This window comes from Massilia sp. BHUDP2 (genome assembly GCF_046236355.1).
Lineage (GTDB): Bacteria > Pseudomonadota > Gammaproteobacteria > Burkholderiales > Burkholderiaceae_D > Telluria > Telluria varians.
Genome location: NZ_JBJUVW010000001.1, coordinates 1,621,186 through 1,645,716, shown reverse-complemented (window position 1 = coordinate 1,645,716; position 24,531 = coordinate 1,621,186). Strand labels below are relative to the sequence as shown.

The following is a 24,531-nucleotide window of genomic DNA, read 5'->3' as shown; positions in this document are numbered from 1 at the left end:
TACCGGGCTTTGGTGCAGAATAGGTAAATTATTTCTATTCAGAGCCATTCATGGAAAAATATTACCTTGACGCAGCGTCAATGCGCATCCTGCGCGAGCTGCAGCAGGACGGTCGCCTGTCCGTCAACGAACTGGCCGAACGGGTCGGCATGTCGGCCTCGCCCTGCTGGCGGCGCCAGAAGGAACTCGAAGAGCACGGCTACATCCGCCGCTACGCCGCCCTCCTCGACCGCCGCAAGCTCGACCTCGGCCTGGTGTGCATGCTGCACGTGTCCCTGACGCGGCACGAGGCCGGCGTGGTCGAGGCCTTCGAGGCGCAGATGCGGGCCTGCCGCGAAGTGATGGAGTGCTACGAAATGACGGGGACCTCGGACTACATCGTCAAGGTGATGGTCGCCAACATGGATGCCTACCACGACCTGCTGCACAACGTGCTGCTCAAGCTGCCGGGGGTGTCGCAGCTGAACACGAGTGTCGCGCTGCGCGAGGTGAAGTACGAGACGGCTCTGCCGCTCTAGGGTGCGCAATCATGGAGACTGGGCCGGGGACTGGGTACGGCGTAGCCGCGCGGCGAAATCGCGCAGGAATGCCGCGCGCCAGCGGCTGACTGTTCTGGCGCCCTGGTGCAATCCTTCCGCCAGCCGCGGATCGGGATCGTCGGTCCACCAGTTCGGGTGCCTAGCGGACGGCCGGCGTGCCAATTCGGGCGCCGCCATGCGCGAAGTGAAGCCGCCCGCCTGTCCGTCCAGCCCCGGATAGTTGCTGGCGATCCGGTAGCTCCAGGTCTTGTCTTCCTTGGGCGAGAACAGGAAGCGCCAGGAACCGTCCGGCTGCGCCCAGCCCGGGAATTCCTGCTTGTCGACCTGAAGGCTGGCCCGGGCGCCGGCCGGCGCCTTGCCCGCGGGGCGGTAGTTCAGCTCCATGATGGCGAAAGTCTCGACCACGTCCTGCGTGCTCGGCGGCGCATCGAAGACCACGCGCGGGCGCTCCCAGGCGCGCACGAAGCTGCCGCCCCAGCCGCCCGCGGTCGGATCCTCCGGATTCGCGCCCATCACATAGGTCAGCGAGGGCGTGTCGCCCATCTTGACCAGCGGCGCGATGCCGGCGAAGTAGTCGCCCAGGGCGCCCACACCCTTGACGTGGCGTTCCACGAAGGCGCGGTTATCCAGGTCGCCCGACTGGTCGCCCCCAAGGAACCAGCCGCGGTAGGTGGAGTTGTTCTCGATGATCCAGAGATCGGGATGTTCGCGCGCCAGGTAGTCGTAGGACGCGTTCGACCACTTCTTGTTGGGGCCGCCGATCATGTAGACGCGCAGCTTGGGCTTGATGTCCGGCGCATCGTGCAAGGCCTGGGCCAGGTCTTCGAAGCCGCCCCACAGCAGCACCCAGAGCGGGCGCGGGTCCGGCTGGCGGGCGCGCTCGACGATCCAGTTCGATCCCTCGGTCGGCTGGCCCCAGCCGGGCGGCGGCGCCAGGTCCAGGCCGCCCTGCTTCGCGATGCTCCGCAGGGTGGCCGGGCTCGGATAGGCCGCCGACCAGGTCTTCAGGTTCGGATAGTCCTTCTCATAGGCGTCGATGATGGCGAGCAGGTGGCGCTTGCGGTCGCGTCCCTCGCCCCAGGGCGAAGCCAGCATGCCTTCCAGCTCGATCATGTCGGTGTACAGCAGCAGGTGGACCAGCGACTGGAAGTCGTCGTAATCGGTGCCGCCGATGTCGGTGGAGACGATGACACGGGGTTTCGGTGCGGCTGCGGCGCTCTGGGCGGGCGGCAGCGCGCAGCCGGCCAGCGGCAGGGACAGGGCGAGCAAGGCAAGCAGGCGGCGTCGGTTCGTCTTCATTCGGCCCCCCCCGGATACTGCACGGACCAGGCGGCGTAACGCTCGATCGCCCGGGATGGAACCGTCCCGAACCATGCATAACCGTTGCGGCGCTCGATGTGCAGTTCGTTGACATCGTCATGGACGCTGCGGTCGCGGTCACCGAACACGGGCTTCATGCTGCGCGCGTCGTAGTAGCGCGCCCAGATTTCTCCCGCGCCAGGCGCAGGCAGCAGCATTCTTCCACGCTCGGGCGTGGTCGACTTCCAGGCGACGTCGCGCAGCGCCACCGAGCGCAGCCAGGCTACGCCACCATGTACCGCTTCCTGCACTTCGCGCGGCGGGTCAGGAAGGCGCATCATCAGCAGGAGCACGCTCGCGGTTTCGGGCGTGGCCAGGGCGGCCGGTTCGAAATTGCGCGCTCCGGCAAGCTCCAGCGTCAGGGCATCGAACTGCTGACCCCAGCCGGTCTTCGTTCCGCCTTGCGTCTGCTGGGTCGCGACCAACATCCTGACGGCGCGCTGCACCGCGGACTTTGCTTCTTCGACCTGCGTGGCCGGCACGAACGCAAAGTCGCTCCGCCCTTCTCCGACGTCCATCAACAGGTTCACGACCCGCGCCATGGCGTCGTCGTTCAGGGTGACCGCATCGTGGTAGCCGCCCTGCAGCGGATAGATCTGCGGGAAGCCACCATTGGGATACTGGGAACTCAGGAGATAACGCAGGCCCTTGAGGAAGCCGGCGCGATAGGGCCCGCCCCTCGTTCCCGGCAGCTGCGCCTGGACCCGCGCCAGAAAGCGCAACTCGTTGGTGGTGGCGCCGTTGTCGATGGTGCCGACGTAGGTCCAGTTCGTCCTGCCTTGCCGCTCTTCTCCAGGCACCCAGTGCTCGCCTGGGCGGCGCGGCGCCCCGCCACGGTCGACGTTCTTGCCCCATCCGCCGGCAGGCGTCTGGAAACTGAGGATGTTGTCTGCCACCCGCAAGGCTTCAGGCCCGCCATACCATGCAGCCGGTTTGCGCAGTGGCATCCCGCCTTCCGGCGCATCGGCGTGCGGGCGTTCCGGCACGCTTGACAATCCGGCGCGTTCAGCGCGCAGGGCAGCCTTGTCCGCCTCCATCAGCGCACGCGAACGCGTGAGGTAGGCCGTCCATTCGGCGCGCTGCGCCTCGGACAGAGCGCCGATGCGCGCCTCGCTCAGGGGCTGGGCCGGGGTCATGTGCGAAAGGATCGCCGGGCGGCAGATCGCGGGAAGCGCCAGGCACAGGGCGCCCAGGGTATAGGCAGTTCGTCGCATGATGGTGTTTGATTCCACAAAAGACAAAGCGGCACAGGCGTGGATTGCTTCCGCCCGTGCCGCCGGTGCGCAGGTATTGCACCTGCGCGACTCCAAGCCTTCAGCTTAGAACTTGTACTCGACCGACATGCGGTAGACACGGCCCATCATGTCCGCCAGGCTGGTCAGGTAACCGCCGCTGTAGATCGTGTTGGCGGTCAGCGGTGGCCACTCTTCCGTGATGTTGTTCACGCCCAGCGACACGGTGGTTTTCTTGATGCCGGTATAGCGCACGTTCAGGTTGAACTGGCTATACGATTCCACTTCGGTCAGGTTCGATCCCGCACGCGGAGTCAGGTCGGTCAGCGCGGTGTTGAAACGCTGCGACAGGGTGGCGCGCCACGGGCCGGTGCTGTAGGTTACCGCCGCGGTGTACTTCCAGCGCGGGTTCACCTGCGGCATGCCGGCCAGGCCCGAGTTCGGACCGGCGCTGCCGAAGCGGCCGTCGTTGGTGATGATGCCGACGTTGCTGTTCCATGCGCCGCCCGCCTCGCTCTGGAACTCGTACTTGTGGTACCAGGTCGCATCGAGTTTCGCATCGAAGGTGCCGAAACTGGTCTTCGGGAAGCGGTAGCTGCCCGAGAAGTCGGCGCCGCGGATGCGGGTCTGGCCACGGTTGGCCTGGCTGGCGATGATGTAGTCGATGGTGCCATCGGCGCGGCGGTTGATGACGCTCTCGTACTTGGCCGGGTTCTGCTGGATCTCGGCGATCGAGACCGCGCCCAGCACGTCACGCAGCTTCAGGCCCCAGTAGTCGACCGTCAGCGACAGGTTCTTGATCGGCTCCAGGCCGATGCCGATGTTGAAGCCGCGCGACTTCTCCGGCTTCAGGTGGCTGTTGTTGGGCGACTTGGTCCAGTAGTTGGTCAGGACGTTGCAGACCTGGTCGGCGGTATAACCTGCCGACGGGGTGCCGGTGCCCGGCTCCAGCGGACGGGTGCTACGGCACAGGACCGGATCGTCCATCAGCTGGCTGCGCACTTCCGGGGTCGGGTTCTGGATGTCCATGATCGACGGCGCGCGGAAGCCGCTCGAGACCGAGGCGCGCAGCACCATTTCCTGCATCGGCGCCCAGCGGGTCGCCAGCGCCGGGTTCACCGTGGTCTGGTCCAGGTCGTCGTAGCGGTCGGCGCGGACCGAACCGTTGACCAGCCAGGTCTTGGTGATCGGCGCATCGACCTCGAACATCAGCGAAGAGATCTTGCGCTTGAGCTTCTTGGCCACGCCCTGCGGGGTCTCGCCCACCAGGTCGGATTGCACCACGTTGCCGGAAGCGTCGATGTTGTAGCTGCCGTCGGCGCGCTTGTACACGAAGTCGAGCGGCGCGTTGTGGGTGCGCGCCGAGTCTTCGCGCAGTTCACCCGACACCGCCAGCACCATGTCGCCGCCGCCGAGCGTCCAGACCGGACGGGTGACGGTAGCGTCGATGCTCTTATTGAAGGCCTTGTTCAGGCGATAGGTATAGTCCTCGGCCTGGATGCTGCGCAGGTAGGCCAGTCCGGCGGCGTCCTGCGGGCCGAACGGATTCAGGATGCCCTGGTCGAAGCCGGCCTGCGCCTTGCTGTACAGGATGTAGCCTTCGCCCACGCGGGTGTCGCGCTTGGAACGGCCATAGTTCGCGCCGAGACGATAGTCCCAGCCCATCACGTCGCCTTCGAGCGACAGCACGACGCGGTCGTTGCCCTGTTCGTCGTTGCGGTAGGCCGGTCCGAGTTCGCCCGGACCCCACTGGAAGTAGATGGTGCGGTTGTTCATGTTCAGCGGCGTCGCCGTGCCCGGGGTCTTGGCCGGGTCGATGAACATGGCCGGGGTGTTGGCGCCGGTATTGCTGCCGACGACCTGCGGCAGCGGCGTGATGCCCTTGCCCGGGTAGAAGCGGCTGGTGGCCGGCATCGAGTAAGTGGTGAACGGCTGGGTCGCGTTCGGCACCTGCATGCCGCGGAACTTCTGCACGGTGAACGCGGAATGCAGCACGTCGAGGTCGAGCTTGTGGCCGCCCGCCAGGTTCCAGCTGACGCGGCCGGCGACGGTGGTGATTTCGCTGCCGTCGGTCACGGCGTTCCAGAACAGCGGATTGCGGATACAGCCCGGCGCGTAGACCGGCGGGGTCGCCAGGCTGTTGTTGCCGAGGGTCTGCAGCGACCATGGCGAATCGCAGCCGGTGGCGAAATTCGGGTTGTAGTTCGAGTTGGCGTTGCGGGCGAAGCCGAAGTTGGCCAGCGGGTTCGGGTTGCGCGCGTCCGGCGTGATGCCCAGGCCCAGGCTGCGCAGCACGGCCGGGTCATGCTGTTCCGGACGGTCGCCCTGGAACAGCGCATCCTTCTTCTGGTGGTCGATGGCGATGTAGGCGTTCCAGCCCTCCTCGCTCAGGTCGCCCCAGCCGAAGATGCCGCTGATGCTCTTGGTACGGCCGCCGCCGCTCAGTTCGGGACGGGCGTACTCGGCCTTGACCGCGCCGCCCTGGTAGCCGCGCTTGGTCCAGTAGTTCTGGACGCCGCCGATGGCGTCGGCGCCGTAGATCGAGGCGCCGCCGCCGTTCAGGGTCTCGACGCGCTCCAGCGCCATGCGCGGGATCACGTTGACGGAGACGTACTGGTCCTGCAGCGGCTCGTTCGCCAGGCGGCGGCCGTTCAGCAGGGTCAGGGTGCGCATCGGGCCGAGGCCGCGCAGGTTGGTCACCGGACCGGCCGCGCCGGAGTTGGTGCCGAGCGACAGCGATTGCGGCTGCTCCAGCACGAAGTCCTTGAGTTCGGTATGGCCGCGGGCTTCCAGTTCCTGGGCCTTGACGGTGGTGACGGGATTCGTGCCCTCGTCGTCGACACGGCGGATCAGCGAGCCGGTCACCACCACCGCCTGCACGGCTGGCGTTGACGACGGGGCTTCGGTGTTCTGAGCCTGCGCGTGGGCCGCCAGCTGGAACAGCGCCAGGCTAACTGCGCTTGCCAGTTGAGCTCGGCGTGGGGTGGGAACAAAGGTCGGGTTCATTCACGTCTCCTATCTTTTTTCTTAAGATTGATATGACCACACTACTGATTGGCCAGGCCACTTGGAGCGAATTCCACAGGCCTGCCGTCAAATCCTGACGCTGTCTTTGCAGGTTTTACAAGAAGTGATATGACCGGATTATAAATTGGTCAGGCCACTTTGTTGCAACAAATATTTACGGCGCATACTGATCAGCCTGCAAATAATGTCGAGTTGACAATATTTTGTTGCAATTATCTAACGAAATTCCATTGGCACCTCGGTTTTCCTCCTCAAATTGTTCGACCAGATGCGTGATTTAGTCCAACCACCTATGAAAGTGGTCTTGCCAATTCCACTACTTCAGGCCACCATATGCCGAGCCTGCGGCCGTGAACGCCGATGGCGCCACAACAAGACTGGAGACGAAGCATGAATGAAAAGAATTTCGGGGGGATCGATCGCCGCACCGTACTGAAGGGCGCCGGGGCGGCTGGCCTGGTGCTGGCTAGCGGCGGTGCCTTCGCGGCGACCGCGCGCAAGCGCTATGCGGTGGTGGGCGTGGGTTCGCGTGCGCGCATGTTCACCAATGCGATGACGGGCAAGTTCCGCGATACCAGCGAAGTCGTGGCCATCTGCGACAAGAATGCCGGCCGCCTGGCGCGCGCCGTGAAGCTCGTTACCGAGACCGGCGCCAGCCAGCCGCGCGGCTACGCCGCAGCGGACTTCGACCGCATGATCCGCGAGACCAGGCCGGAGTATGTGATCGTCACCACGCCCGACGCCACCCACGACGACTACATCGTGCGCGCCCTCGAAGCCGGCTGCGACGTCATCACCGAAAAGCCGATGACGACCACCGCCGAAAAAGCACAGCGCATCATCGATGCCGTCAAGCGCACCGGCCGCCAGGTCCGTGTCACCTTCAACTACCGCTATTCCCCGCCGCGCACCCAGATCAAGGAGCTCTTGATGTCGGGCGAGATCGGCGACGTCATCTCGGTCGACTTCACCTGGCTGCTCAACACTGTTCACGGCGCCGATTACTTCCGCCGCTGGCACGCCAACAAGGCCAATTCGGGCGGTCTGATGGTGCACAAGTCGACCCACCACTTCGACCTGGTCAACTGGTGGCTGGGCGCCCAGCCGGAGACCGTGCACGCCTTCGGCTCACGCCAGTTCTACACCCCGGAAACCGCGCGCCGCATGGGACTGTCCGGTCCGCACGAGCGCTGCCTCACCTGCCCGGAAAAACAGAAGTGCAATTTCTACTTCGACCTGGCGTCAGATCCTGGGCTGAAAGCCCTCTACCTCGACAATGAACGTTACGACGGCTACTACCGCGATCAGTGCGTGTGGCGCCCGAGCATCGACATCGAAGACACCATGAACGTGATGGTCCGCTACGACAACGGCGCACACCTGAACTACGCGCTGTCGGCCTATGACGCCTGGGAGGGCTACCACATCGCCTTCAACGGCACCAAGGGCCGTATCGAACACCGCATCGTCGAGTCGGGCGGCGCGGCCGGCGCCGCCAAGGTGCAGAGCGGCAGCGAGAACGTGTCGATCCGCGTGATCCCGATGCGCGGCCAGCCGCGCGACATCGAGCCGATCATCGGCAAGGGCAGCCATGGCGGCGGCGACGACGTCATGCTCACCGAGATCTTCGGCGAGGGACCGCCGGACAAGTACAAGCGCGCCTCGGACGAGCGAGCCGGCGCCTGGTCGGCCCTGGTCGGTATCGCGGCCAACAAGTGCTTCGAGACCGGACAGACGGTGCGCGTGGCCGACCTGGTCACCGGCCTCACGCCGCCGGACCGCGCGCCGATGCCGGACCGCCGCGCGCCGGTGCCGATGCCGATCCGGATCAAGATTCCCTGACCATCCACTTGCCAGAGTGAGAATCGTAGGGTGGACGGCGTTGCCGTCCACCCTACTTTACAGATCCACTGACAGGTAAGCCGACACCAGGCGCCCGGTGATGACGTCATACGCGCCGGCGCCGCGCAGTTCCCAGCCATAGGTATCGAACACGTTGTTCACCGCCACCCGCAGCGAAGCCGGCTGCTCGCCCAGCTTGAAGCGGTAGCGGCCGCTCAGCGCCACCAGGGTGCGCTCAGGGATGGCGACCCGGTTGTCGACGGTGGCGGTGATGGCGCCGCTGTGCGAAGCCGTCATGTCCAGCGACAGCCCCTCCAGCCACGGAGTGCGCCAGTCCAGATTGAATTCGGCGCTGCGCCGGCTCATGCCGACCGGACGCTCGCCGACCCGCCCCAGGCGCACACCCTCGCCGGTCGCGCGCGGGCGCGACAGGACCGCGCCGGCGACGACGTTCAGGCGTGGGCTCAAGGCGCCCGCCAGCGACATTTCCAGCCCCCGATTCTGCACGTCGCCCAGTTGGGCGTAGCGGTTGCCGGCATCGAAGTTGAAGTAGGGCTTGCGCAGGTCGAACACGGTGGCGACCAGCTTCATTTCCGGGCTCAAGGCATAGCGCAGGCCGAGGTCGCCCTGGGTGGTGCGGATCGCCGGCAGCAGCTCGTTGCGGTTGAGCGCATTGCTGGGCGCTACCCCGCTCTCTTCCAGTCCGCGAGTAAAGCTGCCGAAGGCCACCAGCTTAGGACCGAGATGGCCGGCGGCCGTCAGGTTGTACAGCCAGGGCTTGTCCTCGGCGGTGGCGAGCGGCAGGCCAGGCTTTTGCAGGCGCTTGCGGTAGTCGGTCTTCTGCAGGCTGAAGCCGATCTCGCCCACCTTGCGCCAGCGCCCGTCGTAGGCGAAGCCGCCGGTCCACTGGCGGGTGCGGTCGCGGGTCTGCTCGCCGAACACGAAGGCCGGCTCGGGCGCGGAGTAAGGCGCATCGATCGTGGTGCGCCCCAGGTCGAAGGCCTGCGAGCCGTCGTAGCGGCGCTGGCGGTCGCGCCCGCGCACGCTGAAGTGCAGGTTGTGCAGGCGCGGGCCTTCGACGACGACGCGCGTGAGGCGCAGTTCGCCGCTGGTGGAGGCATTCTCCGCCGGCGGATCGACGATCAGGCGTCGGTTCGCGCTGCCGTCCAGCGTCACGCCGGTGAGCAGGTGGGTGAAGGCGCGGTGGTCGTTGTACAGCGAGCGGAACACGCCGGCACGGACGGTCCAGTCCTCGTTAGCGCGCAGCGTGGCCAGGCCGCCGTAGTTCATCGCGGTGGTGCGAAAGTCGGCCCACTCCGGGCCTTTGAAACGGCGGCGCTCGATGCGCGGCGGCAGGTGGCTGCCGGCCGGCAGGAAGCTCGGCGCCTTTTCGTCGTCGTAGGTCTCGGCGCGGTGCCAGAAGGGGACGATCTCGAGGCTTGCTGCCGGCTGCCAGCGCAGGCTCAGCGCGGCATTGCGGTAGCGCGAGTCGGTGCCGTTGGGGTATTCGTTGCTGCCGACGGCAGTGCCGATGCCCAGGTTCAGGCTGCGTGCCAGCGGCAGTTCGCCGTCGGCCTCGATATAGGCGCCGCCGTAGCTGTCGCCACCCGTGACCAGGGCCAGCCTGGCCCGGTCGCCCGGCTTGCGGAAGCTGTAATCGACGATGCCGGTCGGCGCCGGGAAGGGATAGCCCTGGGCCGAGATGCCGACCCGGATGTTGGTGGAGCGCCGGATGCGCGGCGTGAGGCCCCAGACCTGGTCGAAGTACAGGCCCTCGATGCGCGCATTGCCCGCCGCGACCGGCGAGAAGCCGCGCACGCTGGACGAGTTGTACAGGCCGATGGTCTCGCGGCCGACGCTGGTGCCGAAGGCATCCTCGGCCTGGCGCATCACGTTTTCATCGGCCCGCCCATGCAGCTGCTGGGTACCGGGCATCGCCGGCTCGGCGGGCTGGCTGGCGGCGGGAGGAGTGGTCTGTGCCCAGGCGGGCGCCGCGGCCAGGGCCAGCAGGACGGTCGAGCTCAGGATCTTCAGCATGAGGCAATGCGCAAGTCGGAAAGCTGCGCATTATCCGGTATTGATAGACTACTATCAATATGAAATCACGCCTCGAATATTGATAGAGTATCATCGACACCATTCTTGAACTCCGGGCGCTCCTGATGACGCAATTCACGCTGCCGCAAAACTCCTTCCTGCTCCTGCTGGGCGCGGTGACCCTCGCCTTTTTCTGGATCCTGCTGCCGTTCTCGGGCGCCGTCTTCTGGGGCATGGTGCTGGCGATCGTGTTCGCGCCCGTGTACGAGCGCCTGCTGGCGCGCTTGAAGGGGCGCGCCAACATCGCGGCTTTCGTCACCCTGGTGCTGATCATCCTGATGGTGATCCTGCCCCTGACCCTGATCGCCGCCGCGCTGGCCGACCAGGCGCTCGCGCTGTACAACATGGTCAGCGCCGGCAGCCTCGACTTCGACGCCATGCTGCGCCGGGTAGTGGCGGGCCTGCCCGACTGGGCTGCCTCCCTGTTCGAGCGCTACCAATCGACCATCATGTCGACGGTGCAGGACAAGCTCAGCGCCGGAGTCGCCCAGGCCAGCCAGCTGGCGGCGCGCTATGCGGTGGGCTTCGGGCGCAATGCGCTCGACTTCCTGGTCGGCATGACCGTCATGCTCTACCTGCTGTTCTTCCTGTTCCGCGACGGGCGCACCATCGCGGCGCGCATCAAGCGCGCGGTGCCGCTCGACTCGCACTACAAGAAGCCCCTGTTCGACAAGTTCGTGACCGTGATCCGCGCCACCGTGAAGGGCAATGTGCTGGTGGCGGTGGCCCAGGGCACGCTCGGCGGCCTGATCTTCTGGTTCCTAGACGTCCCCGGACCGGTGCTGTGGGGCGTGGTGATGAGCTTCCTGTCGCTGCTGCCGGCCGTGGGCGCCGCCATCATCTGGGGGCCGGTGGCGGCCTATTTCCTGTTCACGGGTTCGGTCACGCAAGGGGTGGTGCTGGCCCTGTACGGCGTGCTGGTGATCGGCTTGGTCGACAACCTGCTGCGCCCCATCCTGGTGGGCAAGGACACCAAGCTGCCGGACTACCTGGTGCTGCTGTCCACGCTCGGCGGCATGGCGCTGTTCGGCCTGAACGGCTTCGTGATCGGTCCAGTGATCGCGGCGCTGTTCATCGCGGCCTGGAGCCTGTTCGCGCGCGCCGACGAGTTCCACGCAGAGTGAAAAGGAGTATTGCGTAGCGCGCATCAATCGGGGCCGGCGCCCCCCATAGAATCGGTCCCGACATCCATTTTCGACAAGGACCACAGCATGCGCCCCACTACCACACCCGCCGCCGACATCTCTCCAGGATTGACGCGCCTGCTCGCCGTCTCGGCCGGCCTGATCGTCGCCAACCTGTACTACGCCCAGACCCTGGTCGGTCCGATCAGCCTTGCCACCGGCCTGTCGCTGCATGCAGCCGGCCTGGTCGTCACCCTGACCCAGGTCGGCTACGCCCTCGGCCTGCTGTTCATCGTGCCGCTCGGCGACCTGCTGGAAAACCGCCGGCTGGTGTTCTGCGCCCTCCTGGGAACCTCCGCGGCGCTGCTTGCGGCCGCCTTCAGCAGCAATGCCTGGCTGTTCCTGGCCGCCGCGCTGGGCATCGGGCTCGGCTCGGTGGCGGCCCAGGTGCTGGTGCCCTTCGCCGCCCACCTGTCGCGCGAGGAGACCCGCGGCCAGGCCGTCGGCAAGGTGGTCAGCGGTTTGCTACTGGGGATCATGCTGGCCCGGCCCGCGGCCAGCCTGGTGGCCGATGTCGCCGGCTGGCACGCGGTGTTCGGCGGCGCCGCCGCCATCATCCTGGTGCTGGCCTTCGTGCTGCTCAGCAGGCTGCCGCAGCACGCACCAACGCAGGCACTTTCCTACCGCAAGCTGATCGCATCGCTGTGGACCCTGCTGGCGGGCACGCCGCTGCTGCGCCGCCGCGCCGCCTACCACGCGGGCCTGTTCGGGGCCTTCAGCCTGTTCTGGGCCGTGACGCCCCTGATGCTCGAAGGTCCGCGCTTCCACCTGTCGCAGACCGGCATCGCGATCTTCGCGCTGGTCGGCATGGCCGGGGCCATCGCCTCGCCGGTGGCCGGACGGCTGGCGGACGCCGGCCACACCTTGCCCGCGACCGCCGCGGCCCTGGTGCTGGGCGTAGCGGGATTCGCGCTGCCGCTCTACCAGCCGGCCTCGCGCGAACTGGCGATCGGGGTGCTGGCCGTGGCCTCGATCGTGCTCGACATGGCGGTCGCGGCCAACCTGGTGCTGGGACAGCGCGCCATCTTCAGCCTGGGCGCGGACGTGCGCAGCCGCCTGAACGGCATCTACTTCGCCCTGTTCTTCGGCGGCGGCGCGCTGGGATCGGCGCTGGGCGCCTGGGTGTTCGCGCAATATGGCTGGAATGCCGCCCTGCTGGCCGGCATGGCCTTCCCGGCCGCCGCCCTGCTCTACTGGCTGGGCGAACTGCCGGGCCGCGCTTCGGTACTGGGGAAAGCTGTCTAGTTCAGGCCGGAGCGCGCGAGCTGCGCAGCAAGCAGATCGACAAAGGCGCGGATCTTGTGCGAGCCGCGCCGGTTGGTCTGGTAGAGCGCATGCAGCGTGACGTCCATCGGGCCCGGGTTGGCCTCCCAGGCCGGCAGCACCGGCACCAGGCGGCCGGCGGCGACGTCGTCGCGCACCAGCCAGTGCGCCAGCATCGCGATGCCGACGCCGGCGAGCGCGGCCTGGCGCAGCAGTTCGGCGCTGTTGGCCTGCAGGACGGCGTCGATCGTGATCTCCTCATCCTCGCCTTCCCCCTCCAGGCGCCGCATGCGCCACAGCCGCCGCTCGGCGAGCTGCAGGCAGTCGTGGTGGGCCAGGTCGGCCGGCAGGATCGGCGTGCCGCGCGTGGCCAGGTAGGCCGGGCTTGCGCACAACAGGCGCCGGTGGGAGCCGAGGCGACGCGCCACCAAGGTCGAATCCGGGTCGATCCTGCCGATCCGGATGGCGACGTCGATCGATTCGTCGACCAGGCGCGCGGCTTCGTCGCTGAGGCGCAGGTCCAGCGCCAGGCGCGGGTACCTGGCGCGCAGTTCCGGCAGGATGGGCGCGATGTGCAGGGTGGCGAAGCTCACCGGCGCGGCGACGCGCAGCACGCCCTTGACGTCGCCGCCCTGCCCCGCGACGGCATCGTCGGCCGCATCGAGCTGCTCCAGCACGCGCCGCGCTTCCTCGTAATAGCTGCGCCCGGTATCGGTGAGCGTGACGCTGCGGGTGGAGCGGTTCAGCAGGACGGCGCCGAGCCTTGCTTCGAGTGCATCGACCAGCCGCGTCACGGAAGACGTCGCCACGCCCATCTGGCGTGCGGCGGGCGAAAAGCCGCCGCTGGCCGCGACCAGGCAGAACGCCTTCAGTTCGGCGAACCGGTCCATGCGCCGCGGACTCGCTTAAAACGCCAGCGTGACGCTACGCGGGCAATGGTCGCTGGTCTCGATGCGTTGGTCCGGCGCCTGCACCACGGCGGTCTTGCGCGAGCCGAGATTGGCCGGCTGGCGCGCCGCCAGGGCGCCGCTGAGCACGATGTGGTCGAGGCCCGTAAAGCCCTTGCAGTGCGCATCCACGCTGGCCAGCGGCACCTGCCGCAGGTCCCTGCCCGCGTTCAGCTCCTGCCACATGTAGCGCGTGGCCACGCGGCCATCCTTGTCCGTTGCCGGGACACCGGCGGGGTCGCTGCCGTCGGTACGCACCTTGTCGGCCGGGATGTTGGCCGCGGCTTCCTCGTCGATGCGGCGGTTGAAGTCGCCCAGCAGGACGAAGTCCGGGCTCTGTTTGGCCACGCTGTCGATCCAGCGCTCGAGCGGCGCGACCTGTCGGTTCAGGGTCTTGCAGGCGCCGGCCGGATCGTCCAGCAGGCGCGCCTGGTAGATCGGGGTCGGCACGATGTTGGCGCAGCCGGACTTCAGGTGCACGTTAAGAAAAGCGATGGGGCGTCCCGCCACCTTCATTTCGAGCGCCAGGCCCGGACGGACCTTGCGCGACTCGGGGTCGGTGGGATTGTCGACGATGGCCAGGCCCTTGTCCACGCTGCAGCGGGCTTCGTTACCCAGGCTGCGGTCCCAGGCGAAGGCCAGGGTCTGGAAACCCTCGTGCGGCGCGTCGCAGACGCCGAAGCGGCCGGCATGGCGGCCCAGCAGCTGCTTGATCACCTCGCTCGAGCGCACCTCCTGGAAGGCGATCACGCGTACGCCATCCTTCTCGATCAGCCCGGCGATGGTCGCCTGCAAGCCGGCCAGCTTGGCCGCATAGTCGGCGCTCGTGAGCGCCACCGGCGCACCGCGTCCCTGGTAGGCATTACACGGCGCCATCATGGCCGCCCCGTCGCGACCGCCCGCCAGGCGCTCGGTGTCGGCGACGCACTGGCGCGCCACTTTCACGGCTTCCTCGGTGATCGACGTCTGTCCCGGCTGGCGGCGCGGGCGCGTGTCGCACCACGACACGGTCGAGCAGACCGCGTTCTGGCGATCGAAATCCTGCTGCGAGCCGGCCCAGCCCATGTTGAAGGAGGCGACGCCGATGGAGGTCATCGACGCCGGCGGAGCGGGATCGGCAGCATGGCTCGCCGCGGCGGCAAGCAGCGAGGCCAGGACGGCGATGCGGGTTGGTTTGATCATGGACATCGTGCTTTTCATCGTAAGAGCGCCTTGGGAGTGTGTACGGGGCGAAACGATGGATTATCGCGGAGTTCCGGGGCGGCGGCAATGAGCAGCGGCGGGCACACGATCGATACGCATCGTGAGAATTGTCGATAAAAAATCACTGAATCTCACAAAATTTGATCTAGATCATTCTTTTTCCATAAGGCAACGAGATATCCTTGCCCGGTCGTCAACCCGCATGCGCCGGCGCCAGACGTGGCGCCGCAGCCCGGCAAGCCTACTTCCGGCATCGCGTGCATACAGACCATGTTAGCCACCACCATTTTCAAAGAACAGCGCGACCCGCTTCGCTGCCGCGCCCATGCCCCCGAACTCCAGCTGCCGCAGGCGCCGTCCGTCCCGGCGTCGATCCTGGACGAACTCCAGCAAGTCGTTTTCCAGACCGATCGCCACGGCAACTGGATTTTCCTGAACCAGGCCTGGCAGGCATTGAGCGGATACCCGGTCGAGGCGACGCTGGGCGATTCCTGCCTCGCGCAAGTCCACCCGGACGACCTGGCGCGCGAGCAGTCCACGCTCGCGCAGCTGCTCTCCGGCCAGCGCAGCCGCTGCCGGCACGAGGTCCGCCATGTGCGCAGCGACGGCGAAGTGCGCTGGGTCGAAGTGTCCGCGCGCACCCGGCACGGCGCAGACGGCATGGTGGACGGCCTGCTGGGCACCCTGTCCGACATCTCGGACCGCAAGCTGGCGCTGCAGCAGCGCAGGCTGGCCAGCAGCATCTTCGCCAGCGCCGGCGAAGGCATCATCGTCACTTCGGCGGACGGCCGCATAGTCGACGTGAACGGCGCCTTCGAGGCGATCACCGGCTACGCCCGCGCCGAGGTGCTGGGAAAGAATCCGCGCCTGCTCAGCTCGGGCCGCCAGGACAAGGCGTTCTACGCCGACATGTGGCGCAGCATCGCGCTTACCGGCAGCTGGAGCGGCGAAGTGTGGAACCGCCGCAAGTCCGGTGAATTCTACGTGGAGCGCCTCACCATCACCGGCATGCGCGACGACGATGGCAGGCTCTCCGGCCACGTCGGCGTATTCGCCGATATCACGCGCCAGAAACTGCAGGACCAGCACTTCGAGCACATCGCCCACTACGATCCGCTGACCGGCCTGGCGAACCGGCGCCTGCTGGCCGACCGCCTGCAGCAAGCCATGGCGCGGGCGCGCCGCAGCGGCGCCGGCGTGGCCGTCGCCTTCCTCGACATCGACGACTTCAAGGCCATCAACGAGGCCCATGGCCATGAATGCGGCGACGAGCTGCTGGCCGCCCTCGGCCGCAGGATCCAGGACACGGTGCGCGACAGCGATACCGCCTGCCGCCCTGCCGGCGACGAGTTCGTGGTCGTGTTCGACGGTGTCGACTCGCCCCAGGCCTGCCAGCCGATGCTGGCGCGGCTCCTGCACGCGATTTCCGAGCCGGTATCGGCCGGCGGCGCCGTGCTGCGCGTGAGCGCCAGCGCGGGCCTGGCCTTCCACCGGCAAAGCGAGGACATCGGCGCAGACCTGCTGATCAGGCAGGCGCACCAGGCCATGTACGATGCGAAGATGGCGGGCAAGAACCGCTTCCATGTGTTCGACAGCCTCGGCTATCGCGAGATGGTCGAGCGCGCGGAAGAAATCGAGGTCATCGAGCGCGCGCTCGCGCAGCACGAGTTCGCCCTGCACTACCAGCCCATCGTGCATCTCGGGAACGGAGAGCTGAATTCGGTCGAGGCCCTGGTGCGCTGGAACCACCCTGGCCGCGGCTGCCTGCCGCCGGCCGCCTTCCTTCCGGCCCTGGAGGGGCATCCCCTCATGCTGGCCCTGGAGAACTGGGTGCTCGAGGAGGCATTGCGCCAGCACGTGCGCTGGCTCGACGCCGGCCTGGACATCGCGATCAGCGTGAACATGAGCGGAGCGCAGCTGCGCCGCAAGGATTTCGTCGCTCACCTGCGCGGCCTGCTGGCCGCCCACCCGCGCGTGAACCCGCGCCGCATCAAGCTGGAGGTGCTCGAAAGCAGTGCACTGGACGACATCGCGCACGTGTCCGGCCTGGTCTCGCAATGCGCCGAGATCGGCGTCGGGTTTGCGCTCGATGATTTCGGCACCGGCTATTCGTCCCTGCGCTACCTGAAGCAACTGCCGGCCGGGCGCATCAAGATCGACCAGGGCTTCGTGCGCAACATGCAGCAGGATCCCGACGACCTGGCTATCCTCGAAGGCATCATCGGCATGGCCGCCGCCTTCAAGCGCGAGGTGGTGGCCGAAGGGGTCGAAACCGCCGAACACGCCGCCATGCTGGTCCAGCTCGGATGCATGCTGGCGCAGGGCTACGGCATCGCGCGCCCGATGCCGCCGGAAGCGCTGGCGCCCTGGCTGGCGGCATGGCGCCTGCCCGCCGAGGTGGCCTCGTGCGCGCCGCTCGAACGCGACGATGCCCTGCTGCTCAAGGCCCTGGTGGAGCAGCGCGCCTGGCATGCGGCGCCGGGCGACGCCGCCAGCCCGTCCGGGATGCAGGCATTCGACGCCTGGCTGGACCGGCACAGCCGCAAGCGCGCGCGCTGCAAACGGCAGGTCGCCCGGGCCCTGTCCTGTCGCGATGCCTTCCTGGCACAGGCCGGCCATGCCGGCCTGGCCGCCCCACGCGAACAGGCCAGCCGGGCATTTGCCGATGCCCTGAAGGAGCTGCTCCATGCTTGACCCAGGCATGTACGGGCGCCAGGCTTGCGGACGGCAGCCATGATCAGCGCGCAACTGGCCGCCAAGCGGCGCAGCATCAAGCTCCTTGCGCTGAGCATCCTGGTAGTTGCCGGCGCCGCACTGGCGGCCGCATACGCCTGGAGCAGCTGGCAGTTGCGCCGGCTCGAGCTGTCGAACGCCGAGATCTCGACGAGCAATCTCACGCATGCGCTTGCCGACCAGGCCAGCTCGGCGTTCAAGATGGTCGACACGGTGCTGGTCGGGATGGTCAACCGCATCGAGCACGATCGCCTGCCGGCGACCGACCGGGACGCGCTGTACAGGCTGATGATGGATCACCTGGCGGAGCTGCCGGCCTTGCAGGGCCTGTTCGTCTACGACGCGTCGGGCACCTGGATCGTGAACTCGGCCGGCCAGTCCTTCAACGGACGCAACAACGCCGACCGCGCGTACTTCAGGTTCCACCGCGATTCGCCCGCGCGCGACGTGCACATCGGCGCCCCCATCATCGGCCGTACCAGCGGCGCCTGGGTGATCCCGGTCTCGCGCCGCCTCGAGCATCCGGACGGCAGCTTTGCCGGGGTCGTCCTGGCAACCATCAAGGTCGACTTCTTCCGCAAGATCTACGAACAGATCGAGCTGCGCCAGGACGGCAAGATCATCCTGGCGCTGCGCAGCGGCACCCAGTTGCTGGCGATCCCCTTCACATGGACGGGAATCGGCGCCGACCTCGCGTCGACCGCGCTGTTTCCGCGACTGGCAGGGCAACTGCCGAACGGCCGCCTGCCGGATGTGGCGGAGGGCGGCAAGCGCCTCATGTACGGGGTCGCGCAGGCGGGCGACTATCCGCTGCTGGTCGCCACCGCACGCTCGCAGGACCAGGTCCTGGCGCCATGGCGCGAAACGATCTTCACGGCCGGCGCGGCGCTCCTCGCGCTGGCCGGCGGCATGGCCGTCCTGGCTGTCTACCTGGTACGGCAGATGCGCTTGCGTGACCGTTTCGAGCGTGAGCTGCTCGATACAAAGACGGCGCTGGAAGCGTCGAACGCGTCGCTGCTGGTTCAGTCGCAGATCGATCCGCTCACGGGTCTCTACAACAAGCGCCATTTCGAGGGGGCACTCGAGCAGGAGCTGGCCCGCGCGCGCCAGGACGGCAGCCCGCTTGCCGCCCTGATGATCGACGTCGACCATTTCAAGAAGTACAACGACAGCCATGGCCACCTTGCCGGGGATGTCGCGCTGGCGGAGATCGCCCGCACGATCAGGGCCGGCGCTTCGCGTCCGCGCGACGTCGCGGCCCGCTTCGGCGGCGAGGAGTTCGTCGTGCTGCTGCCGGCGACGGACGCCGCGGGCGGCTTGGCGGTCGCCGAGGCGATCCGCACCAGACTCGAACGATTGCGCATCGCCCACCGCGAAGCGCCGCTTGGCATCATGACGGTCAGCATCGGCCTTGCCTGCACCGTCCCGCGACATGCCGAGGACGGCGCGGACAGCTTGCTGTGGCGCGCCGACGCCGCACTGTATGCAGCCAAGGAAAGCGGACGCAATCGCGTCGGCCCGGCCGGATAGCCGGCGCACGCCAGCGGAACTCCTGGAGCGTTGAGAACGGTTTAATATAACGCTACCTTGCGCACGCAAGGCTGGACCACCACCTACCACCGCCGATCCGCGAAACAAACATGCAATCCCCTGCCCAGCTCATGAGCGGGCTGCTCGACTACCTGGTCGAGCAAGCCAAAGACATCGATCCAGCAGCTTTTACATTGTCGAAGGCTACCGAGTTCAAGAAAACCTATGCCGACCTGGAGGCGCTGCCCTGGATCGACTTCAACGTCGACACCGATGGCGAGCCGGTCTGGCTGCGGGTGCATCGCCTCGAGGCGATGCGCGCCCCAAGCCTTCCGGAGCCCGAGCTTGCCCCCTTCCTGACGATCGGCGACGACCCGGCTGCCCGTCCGCCGGCCTTGAATGAAGCGATGCTGGCGAGCGCCCGCAACGAGGACGCCGGCGTCCTCGGCGAAGAACAGGCCGGGCAGCGCGACCGGCAGCGCCGCGCGCGAGTGGGCCGCCTGCTGGAGGTCTACACGCAGCACTGGAACGACTGGGCCATGCGGGAGCGGCCGCGGCGCCAGGTGATGAGCCTTTACGCCGACCTGTTTGCGCTGAAGACGCGCCTGGAATCCGAAGAGGCGGTGCGCCCGACAGAGCTGGTCTGGGGCATGGGGGTGTCGTCGTGGCGCATTCCGGGCACCGAGGAATCCGCTTCGCCGTCAGCCGTCGACTTCCATTACCCCTTGATCACCCAGGCGGTGGAACTCGAGATCGACAACGCCAGCCACGCCATCGCCGTGCGTCCGCGCCAGGTCGAGCCGCGCCTGGAGTTCGACGCCTTTGCCGCCTGCGCCGTGCCCGGCATCGGCGATGTCGAACGCGCCGCCCGCGCCCTGCTGCGCGAGCGCCCGGACATTGCTGTCTCGCCCTTCGACCCGACGACCGTCGAACCCATCCTGAGCCTGGTCGCCGGCAAGCTCGCGGCATCGGCCCGTTACGACCGTGAGGCCGCCGGGGCCCCGAGCGCCGGCGAGGAGCTGGTGGTGACGAACGGGTGGGTCGTGTTCACCCGCCCGCGCGCCAGCCATTTCCTGATCGACGACATCGCGCGCCTGAAGGAGCGCGTCAGCGCCGGCGATGCGATTCCGGAGGGCCCGCTCGGCATCGTCACGCCGCCTGGCCAGGCCGTGGTCGAGCACGAAGCGATCGCCTTCCGCGGCTTGTCCGGCCGCGCGGACAGCTGCGGCGAAGCGCGCGAGCTGTACTTCCCCTTGCCCTACAACCGCGAACAGGAAACGATCGTCCAGCAGCTCGCGCGCTCCCCGGGCGTCGCGGTCCAGGGCCCGCCCGGCACCGGCAAGACCCATACGATCGCCAACATCATCAGCCACTACCTGGCGTCGGGAAGGCGGATCCTGGTCACCTCCAAGGGCGAACCGGCATTGAAGGTATTGCAGGAGAAGATTCCGGCATCGATCCGCCCGCTCACGGTGGCGCTGCTGTCCGGCGACAAGGAAGGCATGCGCCAGTTCCAGGCGTCGATCGAAGCGATCATCCACACTCTCACCCATCTGCATCCGCACATCGAGGAGGAAGCGATCGCCACCTGTCGCGCCGCACTCGACCGCGCGCATGAAGAGATGGCGCGGATCGACACCCGCATCGACGACATCGCGCGCGCCCACCTGGGCGAGATCGAGGTCGACGGCGTGCCGATGCGGGCCCAGAAGATGGCCGAGCTGGTGATCCACGGCCAGGAACAGTTCGGCTGGTTCGACGATCCCTTGTCGCTGGCGACGGAACATGCGCCGCCATTCGGCGAGCAGGCCGGCATGGAGCTGCGCGAGGCGCGGCGCCGGCTCGGCGCCGACCTGGTCTACTGCCATGCCGAGGTCCCGGCTTCCGGCATCTTGCCTGCGCCTGCCGAGCTCGGGCGCCTGCACGAGCTGCTCCAGACGCTGCGCGAGATCGAGCGCGACGAGGCGGCCGGCGTGCTGCTCCCGCTGCGCGCCACCACGCCGGAGGTGCTCGGACATGCCCGCCAGCTGCTCGCATCGATCGATGTGGCAGCCGCGCTGGTGCGCGAACTCGAGGAGTCCGGACACGACTGGGTCTTCGCGCTGCGCGAAAAATGCCGGCGTGCCGATTTCGCCACCGAACGCAGCTCGCTCGAGGCGCTATTCTCGGAGATGGACGCGCTGCTGCAGGCCAGGGCCGAATTCATGCAGCGACCGGTCAGCGCGCCGCGCGAAGCGCTGGAACATCCGAAGGCGCTGGAGGCCATCGCGCGCGGCGCGGAATCCGGCAAACCCTTCGGCTTGCTCGCCTTCGGCGTCGGCGACATCAAGCCGCACGTCAACGCCATCCGCGTTGCCGGCCTTGCGCCCGCCTCGAGCGCGGACTGGGCGCACGTGCAGCGCTTCGCGGCACTGCACACGCGGCTGTTGTCCTTCGTGGTGCGCTGGAACGCCTTCGCCGAACTGCTTTCCCTGCCGCTGCTGCAGCCGGAGGTCGGGCAGCTGCGCGCGGTCGAACAGGTCACGCTCGCCGCACGCCGGGCCCACACCCTGGCCACGACGCACGACCGCATGCTGCCTGGCCTGGCCGAACAGGTATTCGTCCGGGCGCCGCAGGACGAGCTGCTGGGGCGGCAGGCCGACCTGGCCCGTGTCCGCGAACAGCTGCGCCGCCACCTCACGCGCGCCGAACTGGCAGAGGCTATCACGAGCGCGGCCGCGCTCCGCGAGAAGCTGGCGGGCAGCACCGGCCCTGTCTCGGAACGGCTGAGCGCCCTGGTCGACCATGCATTGGGCAGCGCGGACGTGCCCGTCGAGGGCGTCGTGGCCGACTATGCCGACATCCTTGCCGACATTCGGCGGATCGAAGCGCTGGCGCCGGTCCTCGCCACCGTGCGCCAACTGGCCGACGAGATCGCGCGCCATGGCGCCCCCAAGCTGGCCGCGCGCGTGCTGTCAAGGCCGGTCGAGGCGGTCGGTGACGATACGGTGTTCCCGGTGCGCTGGCGCGACGCCTGGACCTGGGCGCGCCTGAAGGCCCACCTCGACGCCATCGACGACCGCGACGAGATGCGGACGCTGGCGGCGCGCCGGCGCGAGCTCGAGAAGGGTCTGGCCCGCCTGTATGAAACCCTGGTTTCGAAATCGGCCTGGCTCGCAACCCGGCGCCAGGCCGGCCAGAACGTCCTGACGGCACTCGAAACCTACCGCATCGCCATGCGCAAGATCGGCAAGGGCACCGGCGTCAACGCCGGGCGTTACCGCCGCGACGCCCAGCAGGCGATGGTGGACGCGCAGGCGGCCGTTCCCTGCTGGATCATGAGCCACGCCCGGGTGTCGGAGTCGCTCCCGGCCACGCTGGGCGCCTTCGACCTGGTCATCGTGGACGAAGCGAGCCAGTCCGACCTGTGGGCCTTGCCGGCGGTCCTGCGCGGCAAGCAGATCCTCGTGGTCGGTGACGACAAGCAGGTCTCGCCCGAGGCCGGCTTCGTATCGGCCGCCAAGATCGTCGACCTGCGCCGGCGCTTCCTGGCCGGCCAGCCCTTCGAAGCGGTGCTCACCGCCGACATGTCGCTGTACGACATCGCCTCCTCGGTATTCGCGGCCTCGCGGGTCATGCTGCGCGAGCACTTCCGCTGCGTGCAGCCGATCATCGCCTACAGCAACCGGGTGTTCTACAAGGACTTCATCCAGCCGCTGCGGATCCCGAAGGCGTCCGAGCGGCTCGACCCGCCGCTGGTCGACGTCTTTGTCGCCAACGGCTACCGCACCGCCAAGTCCCAGAATCCGCCCGAGGCCGAGTTCATCGCGGCCGAGATCGAAGCGATCATCCGCGACCCGGCAATGCGCGAGCGCACGCTCGGCGTGGTATCCCTGCTCGGCCCCGAACAGGCCCAGTGGATCGACAAGCTGGTGCGCTCGCGCGTCGAGGCGGCGGAGCTGGCGCGCCGCAATTTCGCCTGCGGCGACGCGCGCATCTTCCAGGGCAGCGAGCGCGACATCGTCTTCCTGAGCATGGTGGCCGACAGCAGGAACCACCACGCCCTGTCGGGCCTGCAGTACGACCAGCGCTTCAACGTGGCCGCATCCCGGGCGCGCGACCGCATGTACCTGGTGCGCTCGGTGCGCCTGGAAGAACTGTCCACGGCCGACCTGCGCCGCACCCTGGTCGAACATTTCGCCAAGCCTGTCGAGAGCAATGACGAAGCCGGCAACCTGATCGGCCTGTGCGAATCGGGTTTCGAACGCGATGTCTACAGCGAGCTGTTCGAGCGTGGCTACCGCGTGATTCCGCAGGTGCCGGCCGCCGGCTACCGCATCGACATGGTGGTCGAGGGCGCGGACGACCGGCGCCTGGCGATCGAGCTCGATGGCGACGAGTTCCACGGGCCGGACCGGTGGGCGGCCGACATGGGGCGCCAGCGCGTGCTGGAGCGCGCCGGGTGGATTTTCTGGCGCTGCTTCGCCTCGACCTGGTCGCTGCAGCGCGACGCGGTGCTGGCCGAGCTGCTCGCGCAACTGGCCAGCATGGGCATCGAGCCCCTCGGGGCGATGGCGCGCATCCCGTCGCTGGTCGAGTACCGTGAATGGGGACGGGAAGCCGAGGCGGCAAGCGACGACGCCGCGGGAAGCATGCTCGAAGACGCCCTCGCCGCTAACGCCGCAACTCCGACATGATGTTCTCGGCCATGAAGTCGCAGGGCGGACGCCGCGACTTGCTGCTGCGCGCGAGGATGACCTCCAGCGCATCCGGTTCCGGCAAGCCTTGCGCCTGGCCGAGTTGGCTCAGGTGCGCCGGCACCGCGCAGCGCGCCAGCGGCGCGATGGCCAGGCCCGCTTCGACCATGCTGAGCAGCCCCATCAGGCTCGGGCTCTCGTACGAGGTCCGGTAGGGAATCCGTGCCCGCTCCAGGCTGCGGATCGCGTTCTCGCGCGCCACGCTGCCGGGAAGGAAAACCGCGATCGGCAGCGGCCGCTCGCGCCAGATCTCGTGCACGCTGGGCGAGGCGGCCCAGACCATCGGTTCGAAGCGCACGAACTCCCCCGACAAGCCCTTCACGCGCGTGGCGCACACCAGGTCGACCGTGCCGTCCTTCACCATGGGCGCGAGCGCCACGCTCGGCAGGCCGACCACCTGGATCTCCACCTTCGGATAGGTGGCGGAAAACTTCTTGAGGATCGGCGGCAGCAGGGACGAGGCATAGTCGTCGGGCACGCCGAGCACGACCCGGCCGGTGACGTCGGGCCGGACCACCGCGGCCCAGGCTTCGTCGCGCAGGGCCAGCATGCGCCGCGCGTACGTGAGCAGGACCTCGCCGTCCTGGGTCGGCGTGACACTGCGCGGCCTGCGTACGAACAGCGGCTTGCCGAGCGCGGTCTCGAGCGTCTTGATCTGCATGCTCACCGCCGATTGCGAGCGGTGGACGACTTCCGCCGCGCGGCTGATGTTGCCGGTATCGGCCACCGCCACGATCATGGCCAGGACGTCCAGGTCGAGTGCTTTCACAGGTATCAGAAAAACAGATAGATGCCTTCAATATTATGCGATTTTCTTAAGCAATGCCATCGTGCATAGT

Annotated in this window: 14 protein-coding genes; 7 read left to right on the top strand and 7 right to left on the bottom strand. The window is 67.7% G+C overall.

The annotated features are described in order from the left end of the window. Positions 1–50: 50 nt before the first annotated feature. Entirely contained in the window at positions 51–518 is a 468-nt protein-coding gene (locus ACK6C6_RS07405) for an Lrp/AsnC family transcriptional regulator (RefSeq protein ID WP_409266632.1), read from the top strand. Positions 519–527: 9 nt separating this feature from the next. Here the strand turns inward: ACK6C6_RS07405 and ACK6C6_RS07400 are convergent, their stop codons facing one another. The 3 genes from ACK6C6_RS07400 to ACK6C6_RS07390 all read right to left on the bottom strand — a co-directional run bounded on the left by ACK6C6_RS07400 (position 528) and on the right by ACK6C6_RS07390 (position 6,136). Further along, positions 528–1,838: a DUF1593 domain-containing protein gene (locus tag ACK6C6_RS07400; protein ID WP_409266631.1), complete on the bottom strand. Its 1,311-nt coding sequence runs from the start codon at positions 1,836–1,838 to the stop codon at positions 528–530. Beyond that, positions 1,835–3,112: a pectate lyase gene (gene pelA / locus ACK6C6_RS07395; RefSeq protein WP_409266630.1), complete on the bottom strand. Its 1,278-nt coding sequence runs from the start codon at positions 3,110–3,112 to the stop codon at positions 1,835–1,837. Before pelA ends, ACK6C6_RS07400 begins: the two co-directional genes overlap by 4 nt. Positions 3,113–3,217: 105 nt before the next feature. Beyond that, positions 3,218–6,136 (bottom strand): TonB-dependent receptor domain-containing protein, encoded by a 2,919-nt coding sequence (locus ACK6C6_RS07390; protein WP_409266629.1) that lies wholly within the window; start codon positions 6,134–6,136, stop codon positions 3,218–3,220. A gap of 411 nt (positions 6,137–6,547) precedes the next feature. Between ACK6C6_RS07390 and ACK6C6_RS07385 the strand changes: the two genes are divergently transcribed. After that, positions 6,548–7,999 (top strand): Gfo/Idh/MocA family protein, encoded by a 1,452-nt coding sequence (locus tag ACK6C6_RS07385; RefSeq protein ID WP_409266628.1) that lies wholly within the window; start codon positions 6,548–6,550, stop codon positions 7,997–7,999. Between the two features lie 57 nt (positions 8,000–8,056). Here ACK6C6_RS07385 and ACK6C6_RS07380 read toward each other — a convergent pair whose 3' ends face one another. Then, positions 8,057–10,036: a hypothetical protein gene (locus tag ACK6C6_RS07380; protein ID WP_409266627.1), complete on the bottom strand. Its 1,980-nt coding sequence runs from the start codon at positions 10,034–10,036 to the stop codon at positions 8,057–8,059. 125 nt (positions 10,037–10,161) lie between these two features. Here ACK6C6_RS07380 and ACK6C6_RS07375 point away from each other — a divergent pair, with 125 nt between their 5' ends. Both ACK6C6_RS07375 and ACK6C6_RS07370 read left to right on the top strand, forming a co-directional pair. After that, entirely contained in the window at positions 10,162–11,220 is a 1,059-nt protein-coding gene (locus tag ACK6C6_RS07375; protein WP_036207550.1) for an AI-2E family transporter, read from the top strand. A gap of 87 nt (positions 11,221–11,307) precedes the next feature. Next, positions 11,308–12,525, top strand: coding sequence for an MFS transporter (locus ACK6C6_RS07370; RefSeq protein ID WP_409266626.1), 1,218 nt, complete (start codon positions 11,308–11,310; stop codon positions 12,523–12,525). Here ACK6C6_RS07370 and ACK6C6_RS07365 read toward each other — a convergent pair. Together ACK6C6_RS07365 and ACK6C6_RS07360 are read right to left on the bottom strand one after the other, a co-directional pair. Next, entirely contained in the window at positions 12,522–13,433 is a 912-nt protein-coding gene (locus ACK6C6_RS07365) for a LysR family transcriptional regulator (RefSeq protein ID WP_409266625.1), read from the bottom strand. The two genes, ACK6C6_RS07370 and ACK6C6_RS07365, sit on opposite strands and share 4 nt — an antisense overlap. A gap of 15 nt (positions 13,434–13,448) precedes the next feature. Then, complete coding sequence (locus ACK6C6_RS07360; RefSeq protein WP_409266623.1) at positions 13,449–14,672, bottom strand: hypothetical protein; 1,224 nt, start codon at positions 14,670–14,672, stop codon at positions 13,449–13,451. 291 nt (positions 14,673–14,963) lie between these two features. On the opposite strand from ACK6C6_RS07360, the gene ACK6C6_RS07355 reads away from it, so the two are divergent. The 3 genes from ACK6C6_RS07355 (at position 14,964) to ACK6C6_RS07345 (ending at position 23,632) form a co-directional block, all read left to right on the top strand. Beyond that, a complete protein-coding gene (locus ACK6C6_RS07355) occupies positions 14,964–17,387 on the top strand; it encodes a putative bifunctional diguanylate cyclase/phosphodiesterase (protein WP_409266622.1) in 2,424 nt (807 codons plus the stop codon). A 39-nt stretch (positions 17,388–17,426) separates the two neighbouring features. Further along, complete coding sequence (locus ACK6C6_RS07350) at positions 17,427–18,956, top strand: diguanylate cyclase (RefSeq protein WP_409266621.1); 1,530 nt, start codon at positions 17,427–17,429, stop codon at positions 18,954–18,956. 110 nt (positions 18,957–19,066) lie between these two features. After that, positions 19,067–23,632 carry an AAA domain-containing protein gene (locus tag ACK6C6_RS07345; RefSeq protein WP_409266620.1) on the top strand — a complete coding sequence of 1,522 codons (4,566 nt, stop codon included), beginning with the start codon at positions 19,067–19,069 and terminating at the stop codon, positions 23,630–23,632. Here the strand turns inward: ACK6C6_RS07345 and ACK6C6_RS07340 are convergent. Beyond that, the gene (locus ACK6C6_RS07340) at positions 23,610–24,431 is read right to left on the bottom strand and encodes a LysR substrate-binding domain-containing protein (protein WP_409267312.1); all 822 of its coding nucleotides are present in this window, start codon (positions 24,429–24,431) and stop codon (positions 23,610–23,612) included. The genes ACK6C6_RS07345 and ACK6C6_RS07340 overlap by 23 nt on opposite strands. Positions 24,432–24,531 lie beyond the last annotated feature (100 nt).

Bases quoted from the DNA above. Each gene is read 5' to 3' on its own strand.
- ACK6C6_RS07390 (WP_409266629.1), bottom strand. From the start codon at position 6,136: ATGAACCCGACCTTTGTTCCCACCCCACGCCGAGCTCAACTGGCAAGC.
- pelA (WP_409266630.1), bottom strand. From the start codon at position 3,112: ATGCGACGAACTGCCTATACCCTGGGCGCCCTGTGCCTGGCGCTTCCC.
- ACK6C6_RS07380 (WP_409266627.1), bottom strand. From the start codon at position 10,036: ATGCTGAAGATCCTGAGCTCGACCGTCCTGCTGGCCCTGGCCGCGGCG.
- ACK6C6_RS07400 (WP_409266631.1), bottom strand. From the start codon at position 1,838: ATGAAGACGAACCGACGCCGCCTGCTTGCCTTGCTCGCCCTGTCCCTG.
- ACK6C6_RS07375 (WP_036207550.1), top strand. From the start codon at position 10,162: ATGACGCAATTCACGCTGCCGCAAAACTCCTTCCTGCTCCTGCTGGGC.
- ACK6C6_RS07360 (WP_409266623.1), bottom strand. From the start codon at position 14,672: ATGATCAAACCAACCCGCATCGCCGTCCTGGCCTCGCTGCTTGCCGCC.
- ACK6C6_RS07385 (WP_409266628.1), top strand. From the start codon at position 6,548: ATGAATGAAAAGAATTTCGGGGGGATCGATCGCCGCACCGTACTGAAG.
- ACK6C6_RS07365 (WP_409266625.1), bottom strand. From the start codon at position 13,433: ATGGACCGGTTCGCCGAACTGAAGGCGTTCTGCCTGGTCGCGGCCAGC.
- ACK6C6_RS07355 (WP_409266622.1), top strand. From the start codon at position 14,964: ATGTTAGCCACCACCATTTTCAAAGAACAGCGCGACCCGCTTCGCTGC.
- ACK6C6_RS07345 (WP_409266620.1), top strand. From the start codon at position 19,067: ATGCAATCCCCTGCCCAGCTCATGAGCGGGCTGCTCGACTACCTGGTC.
- ACK6C6_RS07370 (WP_409266626.1), top strand. From the start codon at position 11,308: ATGCGCCCCACTACCACACCCGCCGCCGACATCTCTCCAGGATTGACG.
- ACK6C6_RS07405 (WP_409266632.1), top strand. From the start codon at position 51: ATGGAAAAATATTACCTTGACGCAGCGTCAATGCGCATCCTGCGCGAG.
- ACK6C6_RS07340 (WP_409267312.1), bottom strand. From the start codon at position 24,431: ATGATCGTGGCGGTGGCCGATACCGGCAACATCAGCCGCGCGGCGGAA.
- ACK6C6_RS07350 (WP_409266621.1), top strand. From the start codon at position 17,427: ATGATCAGCGCGCAACTGGCCGCCAAGCGGCGCAGCATCAAGCTCCTT.